13 protein-coding genes and 4 pseudogenes are annotated in these 15,182 nt (G+C 71.4%); 8 read left to right on the top strand and 9 right to left on the bottom strand.

Annotation, left to right across the window (positions count from 1 at the left end; all coding sequences use genetic code 11):
- Positions 1–141: 141 nt before the first annotated feature.
- Positions 142–1,176 carry a DUF3533 domain-containing protein gene (locus ACWC9R_RS17060; protein WP_450732323.1) on the top strand — a complete coding sequence of 345 codons (1,035 nt, stop codon included), beginning with the start codon at positions 142–144 and terminating at the stop codon, positions 1,174–1,176.
- A gap of 389 nt (positions 1,177–1,565) precedes the next feature.
- On the opposite strand, the gene ACWC9R_RS17065 is transcribed toward ACWC9R_RS17060, so the two are convergent.
- Together ACWC9R_RS17065 and ACWC9R_RS17070 are read right to left on the bottom strand one after the other, a co-directional pair.
- Complete coding sequence (locus ACWC9R_RS17065) at positions 1,566–1,862, bottom strand: hypothetical protein (RefSeq protein WP_450732324.1); 297 nt, start codon at positions 1,860–1,862, stop codon at positions 1,566–1,568.
- Positions 1,863–1,868: 6 nt separating this feature from the next.
- Positions 1,869–2,402 carry a bifunctional DNA primase/polymerase gene (locus ACWC9R_RS17070; RefSeq protein ID WP_450732372.1) on the bottom strand — a complete coding sequence of 178 codons (534 nt, stop codon included), beginning with the start codon at positions 2,400–2,402 and terminating at the stop codon, positions 1,869–1,871.
- Positions 2,403–2,797: 395 nt separating this feature from the next.
- Between ACWC9R_RS17070 and ACWC9R_RS17075 the strand changes: the two genes are divergently transcribed.
- A complete protein-coding gene (locus tag ACWC9R_RS17075; protein WP_450732373.1) occupies positions 2,798–4,051 on the top strand; it encodes a hypothetical protein in 1,254 nt (417 codons plus the stop codon).
- A gap of 8 nt (positions 4,052–4,059) precedes the next feature.
- Here the strand turns inward: ACWC9R_RS17075 and ACWC9R_RS17080 are convergent, their stop codons facing one another.
- Both ACWC9R_RS17080 and ACWC9R_RS17085 read right to left on the bottom strand, forming a co-directional pair.
- Positions 4,060–4,929: a phosphotransferase family protein gene (locus ACWC9R_RS17080; protein ID WP_450732325.1), complete on the bottom strand. Its 870-nt coding sequence runs from the start codon at positions 4,927–4,929 to the stop codon at positions 4,060–4,062.
- 251 nt (positions 4,930–5,180) lie between these two features.
- Positions 5,181–5,951, bottom strand: a complete 771-nt coding sequence (locus tag ACWC9R_RS17085) for an SDR family NAD(P)-dependent oxidoreductase (RefSeq protein ID WP_450732326.1) — start codon at positions 5,949–5,951, stop codon at positions 5,181–5,183.
- A gap of 110 nt (positions 5,952–6,061) precedes the next feature.
- On the opposite strand from ACWC9R_RS17085, the gene ACWC9R_RS17090 reads away from it, so the two are divergent.
- From ACWC9R_RS17090 to ACWC9R_RS17100, 3 genes are all read left to right on the top strand, one after another.
- Entirely contained in the window at positions 6,062–6,808 is a 747-nt protein-coding gene (locus ACWC9R_RS17090; RefSeq protein ID WP_450732327.1) for a TetR/AcrR family transcriptional regulator, read from the top strand.
- Positions 6,809–7,212: 404 nt separating this feature from the next.
- Complete coding sequence (locus ACWC9R_RS17095; protein ID WP_450732329.1) at positions 7,213–7,653, top strand: subtilase-type protease inhibitor; 441 nt, start codon at positions 7,213–7,215, stop codon at positions 7,651–7,653.
- Positions 7,654–7,743: 90 nt separating this feature from the next.
- Positions 7,744–8,535 carry a metallophosphoesterase family protein gene (locus ACWC9R_RS17100; protein ID WP_450732331.1) on the top strand — a complete coding sequence of 264 codons (792 nt, stop codon included), beginning with the start codon at positions 7,744–7,746 and terminating at the stop codon, positions 8,533–8,535.
- Between the two features lie 88 nt (positions 8,536–8,623).
- On the opposite strand, the gene ACWC9R_RS17105 is transcribed toward ACWC9R_RS17100, so the two are convergent.
- The 5 genes and pseudogenes from ACWC9R_RS17105 to ACWC9R_RS17125 form a co-directional block, all read right to left on the bottom strand.
- Positions 8,624–9,700, bottom strand: coding sequence for a S1 family peptidase (locus ACWC9R_RS17105; RefSeq protein WP_450732333.1), 1,077 nt, complete (start codon positions 9,698–9,700; stop codon positions 8,624–8,626).
- A gap of 487 nt (positions 9,701–10,187) precedes the next feature.
- Positions 10,188–11,111: a slipin family protein gene (locus tag ACWC9R_RS17110; RefSeq protein ID WP_450732335.1), complete on the bottom strand. Its 924-nt coding sequence runs from the start codon at positions 11,109–11,111 to the stop codon at positions 10,188–10,190.
- Positions 11,112–11,344: 233 nt separating this feature from the next.
- The gene (locus ACWC9R_RS17115) at positions 11,345–12,253 is read right to left on the bottom strand and encodes a S1 family peptidase (RefSeq protein WP_450732337.1); all 909 of its coding nucleotides are present in this window, start codon (positions 12,251–12,253) and stop codon (positions 11,345–11,347) included.
- Positions 12,254–12,527: 274 nt separating this feature from the next.
- Positions 12,528–13,160 (bottom strand): annotated as a pseudogene (locus ACWC9R_RS17120) (LLM class flavin-dependent oxidoreductase); the annotation flags it as partial.
- A pseudogene (locus ACWC9R_RS17125) lies at positions 13,151–13,375 on the bottom strand (LLM class flavin-dependent oxidoreductase); the annotation flags it as partial. The pseudogenes ACWC9R_RS17125 and ACWC9R_RS17120, both read right to left, overlap by 10 nt.
- 253 nt (positions 13,376–13,628) lie before the next feature.
- Between ACWC9R_RS17125 and ACWC9R_RS17130 the strand changes: the two are divergent.
- The 3 genes and pseudogenes from ACWC9R_RS17130 to ACWC9R_RS17140 all read left to right on the top strand — a co-directional run.
- A pseudogene (locus ACWC9R_RS17130) lies at positions 13,629–13,978 on the top strand (GNAT family N-acetyltransferase); the annotation flags it as partial.
- Positions 13,978–14,214 (top strand): annotated as a pseudogene (locus ACWC9R_RS17135) (ABC transporter substrate-binding protein); the annotation flags it as partial. The pseudogenes ACWC9R_RS17130 and ACWC9R_RS17135, both read left to right, overlap by 1 nt.
- Before the next feature lie 492 nt (positions 14,215–14,706).
- Positions 14,707–15,156, top strand: coding sequence for a cell division protein SepF (locus tag ACWC9R_RS17140; RefSeq protein ID WP_450732339.1), 450 nt, complete (start codon positions 14,707–14,709; stop codon positions 15,154–15,156).
- Positions 15,157–15,182: the final 26 nt, after the last annotated feature.

Here is a 15,182-nt window from a genome sequence, read left to right on the forward strand (position 1 = left end):
AACATTCGTACGAAGACGTGCCGAGGGGCCGCCCACCGGTCCGCCGATCAGCCGCACCGATCTGCGGACCTCTGTCGCCAACCGGAAGATAAGGGCACCAAAGCACCGGACCGGCCGCCGACGTGTGGCGAGGAGCGAGGCATGGCCACGACGGACGACGGCACCCGCACCACCTTCCTCGGGGAGGTGAAGAGCGCGGTGACGCCCCACGCCTCGCTGCTGGTGCTCGGCGTCCTGGGGCTGATGATCGCGTTCATCACGTCGTACACCGGCGCCTTCCACCACCCCGAACCGGACGGTGTGCCACTCGGCGTCGTCGCCCCCGCGCAGACCAGGGCACAGCTGGTGGCCAAGCTGGACCGGCTGCCCGGCTCTCCCCTGGACGCGCGCCCGGTGCCCTCCGAACGGGCCGCCCGGCAGCGGATCGCGGACCGGACCCTCGACGGCGCGCTGATCGTCGACCCGCGGGGGAACACCGACCGGCTGCTGGTCGCCAGTGGCGGCGGCGCCTCCCTCTCCCAGGCGGTCGACCAGGTCGTCCGCGCCGCCGAGAAGGCCGGACACCGCACCGTGCGCACGGTCGACGTACTCCCCGCCGCCCCGGGCGACGGCCGCAGCCTGTCGTCCTTCTACCTCGTCGTCGGCTGGTGCGTGGGCGGCTATCTGTGCGCCGCGATCCTCGCGATCAGCGCCGGGGCACGCCCCTCGAACGGGCACCGGGCGGTCATCCGGCTGGCCGCGCTGGCGGTGTACGCGCTCGCCGCCGGGCTGGCCGGGACGATCATCGTCGGGCCGGTCCTCGGCGCACTGCCCGGCACCTTCCTCGGGCTGTGGGGCCTGGGCGCCCTGACCGTCTTCGCGGTGGGCGCCACCACGCTGGCCTGCCAGGCCCTGCTGGGCATCCTCGGCATCGGCCTGGCGATCCTGCTGATCGTCATCCTCGGCAACCCGAGCGCGGGCGGCGCCTACCCCTACCCACTGCTCCCCCCGTTCTGGCACGCCATCGGCCCGGCCCTCCCCCCGGGCGCGGGCACCTGGGCGGCACGCTCCCTCGCCTACTTCCGCGGCAACGCGATCACCGGCCCGCTCCTGGTGCTGTCGGCCTGGGCGGTGGGCGGGACCCTGCTCACCCTGGCACTGTCGATCTTCCGCAAGAAGGACGAGACCCCCTCTTGACAGCAGTTCTTGACGGCAACGCTGATGCACGTTGCCGGATCAGGAGAACCAGATGCACACCATGTAAGTAGGCAAGGACAGCCGCACCCCTGATGACCGGATCGCCCGAATGATCTCCTGGTTCGAATCCTGCCGGGGGCATGCGCCGCGTATGCGGCGGATACGACGAGGGGAACATGGGCCCCAGAGCGGTGTCCAGGTCTTCGGCTCGTCCGGGCTGCGGTGCTGGGGCGCCGGTCCCGGTCGGCCGAAGACCGCCGGGCGGCTGACTCGGAGAAGCGTTACGCGGCTGGAGCCTCCGGAGGAACGGACTGTCCCTGACGGTCGGCATGTTCCGCCATAGCCATCGCCGAACACCGTCACGTCACCCACCTACTCCTTGCTATCGGTCAGTCCGTCTCGCGAGTGCACGAGTCACCTGCCTCTTCGAAACCACGGGAGCAAAGCAACGCCCGCCGCAGCAGCTCCGCCAGGCGCTTCGCCGTCTCCGGTGAGACTCGGCCGAGTTCGATGAGGCCGTGGCCGAAGGCGTTCAGGTCGGCACGGAGGTAGGGGAAGTCGCGTGCCATGCCGGCTGCGGTCAGTACGTCCCGCAGCGCGGTGGTGGCGTTGCGGGCCGCGGGCCACTCGTTTGTCTTCAGTGGTGACCAGCGGGCGGCGTCCTCGGGATCTTCTTCATTGGGCACGGTCGCTCACCTGCTCAAGCCCTCGGGCCGTTCCGCTTCGGGGCTTGGGTACTGCTCGGCATAGCCGTCTGCTCGTTCGATCAAGGCCGATGCGGCCACGAACATCACCGCTAGCGACACCGTGCGCAGTGGGGATGCCTCAGGGCGACGAGTGGGCGCGCGTAGCCACTGGTGGCGGTCATCGGCCATAGGCATCGGGCCGGGTACGACGACGCAGGAGCCGGCGTCGAGATAGGTGTACTCGGGCGGGGTGGCCGTCTCCAGGGACAGGAGACGCGCGAAGCGGGCCCGCGACTTGGACGACAGAAGAAACCCGATCTGCTTTGCGCGACGGTCCATCATGACCGGGCCGAGCGGCATTTCGCGGCGTACCAACTGGTCGAAGGTCTCCATGCCCAACCGCTGGCTCATGACCACCACGTCGAAGAAGCGCCCGGTCGGCAGCGCGTACGGGCGCCTGGGGTCATCCGCCCAATGTGCCCGGCACATCACTGGATCGTCAGCGACGGCGGACAGCCACTGAATGCCTCGCCTCGTCATCCTCAGCACGTCATCCCACCTCGGTCAGCTACTCGGGCGGCGCTTTTGCCGCGGTGCCACCAGACTGCTGCGCGACGCCCTGAGCTGGGCAGATGACGAGAGGTGACGGGGGATGACGGGCATTGCACGGTCGCGTCATCCCCCATCAGGGGCTGAACCGCGGGTAATCCACCGGAGTCGCCACGCGACGCGTTCCACTTCCATAGGTTCAGGGGCAGGAACGGACTTCGCCCACGTCGTCCGGGGAGGCGATCACCACGAAATCGATGTCGACGTCGTTCGGTCCCCTCCTGCTGCACGCCCGGAAGAGCCGCGGTTGGAGTCAGGCCCGGCTGGTTCATGAACTACGCCAAGTCGCCGCTCGCCATGGCCAGTCGCTGCCGGCCGACGCGAGCGTGAAGCGGCGCATCGCCAGTTGGGAGAACGGCCACAGTGCTCCGGATGAGTTCTACGGCCCGGTGGTGTGCGAAACCCTGGGAATGTCTTCCGCTGAACTGGGGCTGGGCCACCTCACCGGCCAGGACTCCGCCCTCCTGGGCGCCGGCTATCCCGCCAGCCCCGACGCTGCCATTGCGAACGTGGACCGACTCTGGCGGGCGGACCTGAACGGCTACGACCCCCTACTTCGGGCCCAGGCATCCGAGCCCGCATGGAGCGAAGCGTCGTTACGGTGGCTTGTTGCTCCGGAGGCAGCGTTCCCCACGGCGCTGGGTGACCGAGGGCCTCGTGTGGGCCTCTCCGACGTCGCGATGATCAAGTCGACCTGCGACATGTTCGCCCAGCTCGATGACCGGTTCGGCGGAGACCATGCCCGGCAGTCCGTGATCCAGTACCTCAGCCGGGACGTAGCGCCTCTGCTTTCCGGCCGGTACACCGAGTCGGTTGGCCGCGCCCTGTTCTCAACCGTCGCCGAAGCCACCCTGCTGGCTGGTTGGATGTCGTACGACGCTTGTCAGCACGGGCTGGCACAGCGGTACTTCCTCCAGGCGCTCAGGCTCGCCCAAGACGGCAACGATCGGCGCCTGGCGGGCAGCATCCTGTCCGCGATGAGCCACCAGGCCACGTTCCTGGGCCAGTTCACTCACGCCGCCACTCTCGCTCGCGCTGCTCTGATGGGTATCTCCGCTGTTGCCACTCCGACCCTGCGAGCGCAGTTCCACGCGATGGAGGCTCAGGCGTTGGCGCGCACCGGTGACCGGCACGCGTGCGAAGGTGCGCTCGTCGCAGCCGCCAACGCGCTGGAGAGCTGCAACACGGACGACGAACCCGAGTGGATCACCTACTTCGACGCTGCCGAACTGGCAGCGGAAGCCGCCCACTGTTTCCGCGACGTACGCAGCGCTCGTCAGGCCGTCTCCCACGCGGGAAACGCCATGAGCGGCAGCCACGTCCGCAGCGATTTCTTCGCCACCATGGTCCTGGCCGACGCCCACCTCCATGTCGGTGACGCCGAGGAAGCTTGCAACGTCGCCCTGGACGCCCTTGATCTCGGGGAACAGCTCCGGTCCACCCGATGCGTCGCCTACCTTGCCGAGTTCCGCCAACACCTCGCGGCGACAGGGCCTACCGCGTCCGTCCGCGAGTTCCATGAGCAGGCCGCGGAACACCATTTGTGGATCGCAAGCGGGCAAGCGCTGACGGCTTCGTAGCCGTCAGGTCAGAAGGGGCTCCAGTCCCGCCGACTGCCCCCGGTACGGAGCGCGTACATCCGGCGGCTGAACTCGGTGGCAGACTTCTCGCTGCTGCCGATCTGCTGGCCCATCCACAGCACCATCATCAACTCACGGACATCAGCCAGCACCGCGTAGCCGGGCCAGTTCATGATGTCGAATCCGTAGTGGTGGACGAAGCCCTCGTAGTCACTCCGGCCATGCCAGCCGAAACGGTCGTGGTAGATCGCCGTGAGGATCAGGTCCCACTCCCGCGGTGCCAGGCAGAAGCCGTCCAGGTCGATCATGATGGCCTGGCCGCTGCGGTCCCGCAGCACGTTGCCGACGTTGGCGTCGCCGTGGATCAGGCCGCACGGCAGCACGAAGTCCAGCCGGTCGTACTCCTTGCTCAGTCGCCCCGCCCGCTGCTCCAGGAACGCCGCGTCATCCTGCGAGACACCGTCAAGGGCCGCAAGGGAGGACCATACTTTGGCGAACGGGTCGAAGTACGGCAGACGCAGCGACTCAGGCTCCTCAAGCCGATGCAGCCGTCGCAGCAGATCTGCCAGCTCGCTCACCGTCGCATACTCCTCACGGTCCTGGGCGCTCTCCCAGAACGTGACGGATCTTCCGCCGGCCGACACCGGCTGACGCACGCCCGACAGCACTCTCGTCGCCGGGTAGTCCTGCAACTCAAGCCAGCGGGCCACCTGGACGGCCCGCTCCATGTCCGCTGCCGAATCCGGATCACGTGCGATGCGAACGATCACCGGAGCGGACGGCAGTCGGTACACGGCGTTCGAGCCGAGCCGCAGCAACTGCGCCCCGGTAGCATCGATCCGGACCTCTTCGCACGCTTCGCGGAGTACGGCTGCCACACCCTCCGCCGTGAACTCCCCTGCAGTGTCTGGACTCGAGCCGGGGTCCGAGATCATGCGATCGACCGTACCGGGCCGTGCCAGATCCGTGCCAGATGCCAGGGGCACAGGCAGCCAGCGGCGGACTTGAACGGGCAGTCGGCAAGTTGATCAGGCAGGCTTGGCTCTGCCCAGGTCAGCCTCGTGAATACCGGACCGCCCTCCCCCCCGCAGCCGTGAGACCCGCAGGAGAAGCCCGGCCCCGCCCCCGCTCACATATGCGTGCCGCCGTCGATGCGGATCTCCGTGCCGGTGATGAACGCGCCGTCCCGTGAGGCGAGCATCGCGATGACGCCGGCGACCGTCTCCGGGCCGGCGAAGCCCTCGCCTATGGCGGGGAAGAGCTTGGTGAACAGGGACATGTCGGCGTCGTCGGGCAGTCCCGGTACCGGGCCGCTGGTCATGCCGCTGGCGATGGAGCCCGGTGCCACGCACACCGCGCGCAGTCCCTGCTTGCTGTACTCGCTGGCGATGGCGTGCGTCATGGACTGGATGCCGCCCTTGCTCGCCGCGTACGCCGACATGTACGGGTGCGCGAACGAGGCCGATGTGGAGCTGAAGTTGACCACGACCGGCGACTCGCCCTCCAGGAGGGCGGGCAGTGACTCACGGATCATCAGGAAGGTGCCGGTCAGATTGATCGTGAGGACCTGGTTGAAGAGGTCCAGGCCGGTCTCGTGGGTGTGTGCGGCGCGCAGGATGCCGGCCGCGTTGACCAGGACGTCCAGGCCGCCGAGGCCGGCCACCGCGGTGGCGACGCCCGCGCGGACCGCGGCCTCGTCGGCCACGTTCAGCACCACGGTCTCCAGCCGGCCGTCGGTGCCCTCCGCGGCGGCGCGGTCGGCAGTGATCCCCAGCCCCGTGGCGTCGATGTCCGCCGCCACCACCCGGCCGCCCTCGGCGAGGACGCGGTGGACGGTGGCCTGGCCGATGCCCGAGCCGGCTCCGGTGATCAGTGCGCGGCGTCCGTCAAAGCGGTTCATGGTCCAGCTCCGTTCTCGACGAGGTGCCCGAGCACGCTAACGCGGCCGTGGCACGTCATGCCACTCTCGCCTGACGTGCCGGTCTGTCACAGCTCCGTAGACTTGGCGCCATGCCGACCGCGCCCCGCACCGCCCCGCCGTCCCGCCCCTCGCTCACCGAGCGGCGCAAGGCCGAGACCCAGCTGGAGATCGCCCGCACCGCGGCGACCCTGTTCGCGGAGCGCGGCGCCGCCGTCACCGCCGACGAGATCGCCCGCGCCTCCGGGGTCGCGCTGCGCACCTTCTACCGCTACTTCCGCACCAAGGAGGAGGCGGTGGTGCCGCTGCTCGCCAACGGGGTGCGGGAGTGGCTCGACGATCTGGCGACGCCCCCGGCGGACGCGGAGGCGCTCCCCGTGCGCGAGGTGCTGGAGCGGGCGGCGCGGCGGTCGCTGACGCCCGCCGACGAGCCGGCGACCGAGGCGCTGCGCTGGACCCGCGGGCTGCTGCGGGTGGCGCCGGGCGAGCCGGCGCTGCGCGCGGCCTGGCACCGGGTGCACCACGACTCCGAGGAGGCGCTGCGGCCGGTGCTGGCGCGGCTGACCGGCGCGGGCCCGCTCCAGGTGCGGCTGGCCGCGGCCGCCGCGAACACCGCGATGCGGGTCGCGGTGGAGGAGTGGGCGGCGGGAGACGCGGCGCCGGACGGGCCGCGGGGGCCCGCCGCACTGGCGGTGCGGGCCCTGCGGGCGCTGACGGCGGGGCTGCCGGAACTGGACGTGGCGTGCGGGGCATACGCGGCGAACGGGCGGGAAAACGGCGGGGACCCGGGTGGCCGGGGCGACGGGAAGGGCGCGGAGGCGGGCGGCCGGAGGCGGTGAGGGAGGGCGGCGCGACGGGCATCACGGGCCGGTAAGGCGACCGGCGGGCGGCCGGTTCTTACCGTCGCGGGCGCCCGGGGCAGCACGGAGGGTCCCTCCGGCCCCCCTCTTCGGCCAATCGCCGGAGATCCAAACCCGCCCGAACGACCGGTCGGCGGCCGGATTCCGTCGTTCCGTGGCCGAGTGGCCTTTGCCCGGGGCATGCCGGAGGCGCCATCCCCGCTGGCCGCGCACAGCTCTCCCCCGGCCGTCCCGCACCACCCCCGGCCGGTTCGCGCCATTACTCTGAGCTTTCACCTAACGACTCAAAGCGATCGCTCCTTGCTAGATCGGGGTGCTTTCGGGGTGCGGTTGGGCCAGACTCCCGTCCGGTATCTGCACCTTCGAGCAAGGGAGTGTTCGTCATGCGGTACATCACTGGGGCGGTCGCGCTTGGCGCAGCGCTGGTTCTGGGCACGCTCGCCACCACCGCGCACGCCGTCGCCGCACCGGCGCAGCCCACGCGGACCGGCGGGCTCTACGCCCCGACGGCACTGGTGCTGACGACCGGTCAGGGCGACAGCCGCGCGACCGCCACGGTGCAGCGCGCCGTGACGCTCAGCTGTATGCCGGGAGCGACCGGCAGTCACCCGAACCCGAAAGCCGCCTGCGACCAACTGCGCACGGTGGCCGGTGACTTCAACGCGGTGACCACCGCCGCGTCGGACCCGCTGTGCACCAGGGAGTGGAACCCCTTCGTGGTCACCGCCGACGGCGTGTGGCAGGGCAAGCGGGTCTCGTACTCCTACACCTTCGCCAACTCCTGCGCGATGGCCGACGGTCTCGGCTCGGTCTTCAACTTCTGACCGGACCACGGTTCAGATCCCCGGGCACCGGACGGCGGTGCCCGGGGATTTCGTGTGCGAAGGGGCGTCGACGGTCCCTACGCTCGGCGCATGGACCCTTCCCCCACCAGCACCGGCGCGGGCGTCGCGGTGCTCTCCGACATCCATGGCGTGCTGCCGGCGCTGGAGGCGGTGCTCGACGAACCGGATGTCCGCGCCGCCGGCCGCATCGTGCTGACCGGCGATCTGCTCGCCGGGCCGCTCCCCCGCCAGACCCTGGCGCGGCTGCGCGCCCTCGGCGACCGGGCGGTGTGGATCAGCGGCAACGCCGACCGCGAGATGGCCGCCACCCGGACGGGGGCCGTGCCCGGGGACCCGATGGACGCCTGGGCGGCCGGCCGGCTCGGCCCGGACGAGCTGGACTTCCTGGGGTCGCTGCCCGCCACCGCGACGCTGGAGGTGGCCGGGCTCGGGCCGGTCCTGTTCTGTCACGCCACTCCGCGCGACGACACCGAGGTCGCGCTGGTCGACTCCCGGCCCGAGCGCTGGGCGGAGGTTCTGGAGGGGGTGCCCGATGCCGTGCGGACGGTGGTCTGCGGGCACACCCATATGCCGTTCGTCCGGTTCACCCACGGACGGCTGGTGGTCAATCCGGGGAGCGTCGGCATGCCGTACGGCAGACCGGGCGCGCACTGGGCGCTGCTGGGGCCGGGCGGCGGAGCGGTCACACTGCGGCATACGGCCTTCGATCACGAGGCGGCCTGTGCCCGGATCGCCCGGGAATCGGACTCTCCGTCGGCGGCCGCGTGGGCGGATACCTATGTCCGGGCCCGGTGTTCGGCCGAGGAGGCCCTGGCCACGTTCGGGCCGGGCGACGGCCGGGACACGGCCCCGGGCGGCTGAGCGCCGCGGGACGGTGCCGGGTCCCGGACCACGAGCGGGTCCGGGACCGGGCACCGTGCGCCGGGCCGGTGCGGGGTGTGCCTGCGGGTCAGCCGATCTCCGCGCCGTAGGCCTCCAGGGCCTCGGTGACCGGCTGGAAGAAGGTCTCGCCGCCGTTGGAGCAGTCGCCGCTGCCGCCGGAGGTGAGGCCGAGGGCGGTCTCGCCGTCGAAGAGCGCGCCGCCGCTGTCGCCGGGCTCGGCGCAGACGTCGGTCTGAATCAGGCCCTCGACCGTGCCCTCCTGGTAGTTGACGCTGGCGTTCAGCGCCTTGACGGTGCCGTCGTGCACCTGGGTGGTGCTGCCGCTGCGCTGCACCTTCTCACCGACGGTGGCCTCCGCGGCCTTGGTGATCTTCTGGGTGCTGCCGTTGTAGAGGTTGACCTCGCTCGGGTGCGCGGTGTCGCCGGAGTACTTGGCGAGCGAGTAGTCGTCGCCGGGGAACTTGGAGTCCTCGGTGGTGGCGATCGCCGAGCCGCCCTGCTTGTCGGACCAGCTCTTGATGTCGTTGCCGCAGTGGCCGGCCGTCAGGAAGTGCGGCTGGCCGTCCTTGACGACGTTGAAGCCGAGCGAGCAGCGGGCGCCGCTCCCGAAGATCGCGTCGCCGCCGCCGATGAAGGGCTTGAACTCCCCCTTGCTGTGGCGGACCTCGACCTTGCTGCCGAGGGCCTTGGCGACCTTGGTGAGCCGGTCCAGCTTGGTGCCCTTGACCGTGCGGTCGGCGGTCACCACGACCTTGTTGCTCTGCGGGTCGATGCCCCAGGAGGTGCCGGGGATGGTCGCCTTCGACTTCAGCGTCTTCCGGGCCGAGTCGAGCTGGGCGAAGGTGTGCTTGACGAGTCTGGCTTCCGCGCCCTTGGCCCGCACGGCCTTGGCCGCCGTCTCGTTCACGACGTTGACCACCAGCTTCTTGGCCTTGGCGTCGTAGAAGGCACCGGCGGTGTCCGTCTTGAGGTGGGAGGCGAGGGTGGTCGCCGCCGCGGAGGTCAGCTTGGCGAGCGCCGGCTTGGGGGCCGGGTCCTGGGACGCGTTGGCGTTGGCGAGGGTGACGGTGGCGGTGGCGGCGAGGGCGAGCGCGCCCGCACCCGCGAGGACGGCGCGCCGGTTGGGTATGCGACGGTGCTTCAAGTCAGAGCCTCCCGTGGGGGAAGAACCCGGAAACCGTGGGGAGTTGTCCGGGCCCGGAGAGTGAGGGGGTCGGGACTGGCACCGGTCCGCCCCGGGAAACTGCGCCCCGAGGAGTCGCGTCCATGCCAAGGTGAGCCGAGTATTCCCATCCGCCACACTCGCGCACAAGACCGAGTTCCGGTCTCCTCCGCGGGAGTTCACCAATTCGTCACACGAAGGCCACACCGACATCCGCGCACCTCGGCTCCGCGTGCGGACATCAGCGGACGCACGGGACACCGGGCGGACGGCAATGTGTGAGGACTATAGCTGGCCGGAAAACACCGGCCGGGAACCGCCCCCCGGGCCCCTGAAAAGGCCGTATGTACCCCATCAAGGGGGACATACGGCGCTTGGACGGACATCGGGGCGGGGACGCAAGGCCTCCCGCCCCGGCCTCACGGGAGCCGCCGCCTCCGGGCAGCGGGCTCTCCGCTCCGCGAGGCTCCTACGGGAGGTCCTCCACCGGCGGGAGGTCCGCCAGCGCCGGCGGGAGGTCACCCTCCGCGCCGTGCTCGACGGCGGGCGGGGGCGTCCGGGGCGGCGCTGCGGCAGGCGGCCGCTCGGCGCCCACCCGCTCCGCCTCGGCCGCCTCGGTCTGCGCCTGGGCCTGCAGCCCGGAGCGCTCCAGGAAGCGCAGCAGCTCGACCGGGAAGGGCAGCACGAGGGTGGAGTTCTTCTCGGCGGCGACCGCCACCACGGTCTGCAGCAGCCGCAGTTGCAGCGCCGCGGGCTGGTCGGACATCGCCTCGGCGGCCTCGGCCAGCTTCTTCGACGCCTGCAGCTCGGCGTCGGCGTTGATCACCCGGGCGCGCCGGTCGCGGGTCGCCTCGGCCTGGCGGGCCATCGACCGCTTCATCGTCTCCGGCAGCGAGACGTCCTTGATCTCCACCCGGTCGACGGTCACGCCCCAGCCGATGGCCGGGCTGTCCATCATCAGCTCCAGGCCCTGGTTGAGCTTCTCGCGGTTCGACAGCAGGTCGTCCAGCTCGCTCTTGCCGATGATCGACCGCAGCGAGGTCTGCGCCATCTGCGAGACCGCGAAGCGGTAGTCCTCGACCCGGATGACCGCGTCGGCGGCGTCCACGACCTTGAAGTAGACCACCGCGTCGACGCGCACCGTGACGTTGTCGCGGGTGATGCCCTCCTGGGCGGGGACCGGCATCGTGACGATCTGCATGTTGACCTTGCGCAACCGGTCGACGATCGGAACGATCATGGTGAAACCGGGCTCCCGGACCTCGGACGCCAGCCGCCCCAGCCGCAGCACCACACCGCGTTCGTACTGCTTGATCACCCGCGCCGCCGCCATGACGTACACCGCGCCCACGGAGGCCAGTGCCACCCCGGCCGCCACCAGTTCTTCGACCATCACGGCTCCCTGAAGATGTGCCGCACATGTCCGGATCACGCCACTTACCATGGTATGCCCGGGTCTGGAAGGCGGTCGAGGCTCGGGGCGGACGGACGCGGCCGGGCCCCCGTCCGCCGGCGGACGGGGGCCCTTCGTGCCGCCGGAGCCGGGTCCGGCGTGGGGTGCGGGGTGCCTGCCGTACGGAGCCGGGATGCGCGTTCCCGGGCCGGTACGGCCTCAGCCCGCCGGCGTCAGTAGACGCTCACGCCGTAGGCGCTGAGTGCCTCGGTGACGGGCTGGAAGAACGTGGTGCCGCCGGAGGTGCAGTCGCCGCTGCCCCCGGAGGTGAGGCCGAGCGCCTTGGTCCCGGAGTAGAGGGGGCCGCCGCTGTCGCCGGGCTCGGCGCAGACCGTGGTCTGGATGAGTCCGGAGACGATGTCGCCGCCGCCGTAGTTGACGGTGGCGTTCAGCGCGGTGACCTTGCCGCTGTGGGTGCCGGTGGTGGAGCCCCGGCGGGTGACCGACTGGCCGACGCCCGGGGTGCCGGCGCTGGTGATGTCCTGGCTGCCGACCGTGCCGGCGTGTGCCACGGAGGAGTTGGTGTACTTCACGATGCCGTAGTCGTTGCCGGGGAAGCTGGAGCCGGCGGTCGGACCGATGCTCGTGGTGTGCGAGGAGTTGGTGTACCACGGCGGGTTGCCGTCGGTGCAGTGACCGGCCGTCAGGAAGTAGTAGGTGCTGCCGCTGCGGACGTTGAAGCCGAGCGAGCAGCGCCAGCTGGGTGCGTAGACGGCGTCGCCGCCGGAGATGAACTTGCGGAAGGCGCCCGCGATGCGGTCGATGCGGACCGCGTCGGCGTTGCTGCCCGCGGCCCGCTCGATCCGGGCGATCTCCGCCCGGGAGACCGTGCGGTCGGCGGTGACGACCAGGGTGCCCGTCGCGCTGTCGGTCCGCCAGGCGGTGCCGGGGACGTCCGCGGCACGGACCGCCTGGCCGGCGGCGCTGAGCTGGGCGGCGCTGAACTTCTGTGCGGGGGCGGGGTTCTGTGCGCTGGCGGACGGGATGGCGATGGCACCGACGGCCACCAGTCCGGACGCCACGGCGATCAGCCGGGTACGTCTCGCCACGCCGCTGTGGGGGATGGTGCGCGCGTTCCTCACTGATTCCTCCGAGGGGATCGGGGGGCCGCCGGTGGGCAGCCCGTGAGGCGCAGCCGAAGGGCACGCGGGAATCCGCACGTTCATTTTCAGCGTGCCCCTGACAAGCGCTGAGCGGAGTGTCGGGCGCGCCACCCCCGCAGCGCAAGAGTCCGGCACGGATGTCTCACGGCTGACACCCGGCGGCAACACCGCCACCTCCCCAACACTCCGCCCCGGCAGCCCTGTTGACGGCTGCCGGGGCGGCGCTGACCCCCTCGGTCGCGGGTTGGACGGATCAGTGCACGCCGCGGTTCCGCCCCTCCGCCAGGTGTGAGCGCAGCGTCCTGCCGGAGTACTCCGTGCGGTGCACCCCGCGCTCCTGGAGCAGCGGGACGACGCGGTCGACGAAGGCGTCCAGACCACCGGGCGTCAGATGGGGCACCAGGATGAAGCCGTCGGCGGCGCCGGTCTGCACGAAGGAGTCCATCTCCGCCGCGACGGCCTCCGGGGTGCCGATGAAGGACTGCCGGCCGGTCGCCTCGATGACCGTCTCGCGCAGGGACAGGCCCTTGGCCTGCGACAGCGCCCGCCACCGGTCCGCCACGGCCTTCGGGTCGGCGATCCGCACCCGGCCCTGCGCGAGCTCGCCGCCGGGGTCCGGATCGATGTCCGGCAGCGGCCCGTCGGGATCGTACGAGGACAGGTCGACGCCCCAGATCTGCTCCGCCGCCAGCAGGGCCTGCTGCGGGGAGACCTGCTGCCGGCGGATGCCGTCGGCCCGCTCCTGGGCCTCGGCCGCGGTGTCGCCGAGGACGACGGTGACCCCGGGCATGACCGTGAGGTCCTCGGGCCGCCGGCCGTACGCCGCGAGCCGCCCCTTGACGTCGGCGCAGAAGGCCCGGCCGGCCTCCGCGCCGCTGTGCCGGGTGCGACCCGGGCCGGTACGGCGAGCGCGTCGAGTCCGGGGCGGGCGAAGCTGTCGCCGAGGGTGACGAAGTCGAGGGTGCCGCGCTCGGCGAGCCGGGCGAGCGCCACGAAGTGCGCCGCGTCATAAGGGGCCGCCTCGTGGGGCGCCGTGGCGCCGGTCCGCCGCGGGGCGTCCAGCGCGACGTCGAGGGACAGCGGGCGTGGGGGCAGGGGCATGGGTGGGCCTTCCTTTCTGCGCCGGGGGCCGGTCAGTTGGCGGTCCGGAGCAGGCTCGGCGGGTTGATCTGCACGGTCCTCAGCCGCTCGCCGGTCAGTCCCCAGCGGGCCAGCACCTTCCCGTACCGCCCGTTGTCGATGACTTCTCGCGGCCCCCTGCACTCCCCTGCATATACGGCGAGTTGCCCACCCCCGACCCACGGCGTCCCGCCGCCACGCCCCCGCTGCCGCACCGCGCCCCGGAGCCGGCCCGGTGACCGCCGCACCCCGCCCGCTGCCGGCCACCCGTCTGACGATCCGGCACACCACCGTCGGCGACCCGCTCGCCCGTCCCCTGCTGGACGAACTCACCCACGAGTACCGCACCCGTACGGGAAGCCCGTCGACCTGAGCCGGGAGTACCCGGCCGAGGAGTTCGCCCCGCCCGGCGGCGCGTTCCTGCTGCTCCTGGAGGACGGCCGCCCGGTCGCCGGGGGTGCCTACCGCCGCCACGACGCCCGCACCGCGGAGCTCAAACGGATCTGGACGCACTCCGCGCACCGCCGCCGCGGGCTGGCCCGGCGGGTCCTCGACGCCCTGGAACGGGACGCCGCCGCCCGCGGACCGTCAACGGGCTGCGCTACGCGGTGAAACAGCAGCCGGACCTGCGCTTCCTCAACGAGTTCCAGCGGCTGGACGTCGGCTTCGCGTTCAGGAAGGGCACCCCGCTGGCGCCCGCCGTCCGGGCCGCGGTCAACCGGCTGCGGAAGGACGGCGCCTACGGCCGCATCCTGAAGAAATGGGGCACCGGACCCTCGGCCATCAAGACCTCCCGGATCAGTCCGCCGGAGATCCACTGAGACGGGGGTCAGGAGTGGCGCCCTGCGCCCCGGAAGGGGGGCGCGAACTCCGCCCGGAACACCGGATTCCGGCCGGCATCGTCCGACAATCGGCCTGGGCAACTTTCGAGGGAAGCGGGTCCGGTGGACACAGGTCGGAATCCGCCGCCGCGTCAACACCCCTCCGATGGGCCAGTCTCCCGATCATCGGGCTATCCCGCGGGCCCCCGCCGAAGCCCTTGGCATTTGCCCTGGTCCCGTGCATGAACCGACCCGGGAGTCCGCTCCGTTTTGTCCGCGCGCCCGACCCCTCTCACCCGATAGAGTACCGACCGTGATGTTCGTCGTACTGTCAGTTTCGTTACGGGGCGCGTGACCTGATGCTGCGCCACCCCCTTTGCACCAGATGTGTCACGAACCCCCCGTGCGGCGGCTATCCACTTGGCACACCCTCCGCCTCATGAACGACGATAGGGGCGGACACGCAGAGACCGCGGGTGAGAGGAGGCGTCAATGGGATCGGTGCGTAAGGCGAGTGCCTGGCTTGGCCTCGTCGACGACAGTGATGACGAGCGCTACTACGACGACGACTACGCCGAGGGACCCGATGCCGGTGACTCGGGCGACAACCCCTGGGTCACCGACCCCCGGGTCCGGGTGGCCGACGAGGCCGCCCAGGACCAGGGCACCCGCATCGCCACGGTCTCCCCGGAGAGCTTCCGGGACGCCCGCGGCATCGGCGAGCTGTTCCGGGACGGCGTCCCGGTCATCGTCAACCTGACGGCCATGGAGTCCGACGACGCCAAGCGGGTGGTGGACTTCGCGGCCGGCCTGACGTTCGGGCTGCGCGGTTCGATCGAGCGGGTCGCCACCCGCGTGTTCCTGCTGACCCCCGCCGACTACCGGGTGGTCAGCGGTGAGGCCCGCGCCCACCGCAACGGCGGCTTCTTCAACCAGAGTTGAGCACGACCCGCGTGTGTCCTGCCGGG

It is taken from the genome of Streptomyces sp. NPDC001219 (assembly GCF_053597915.1).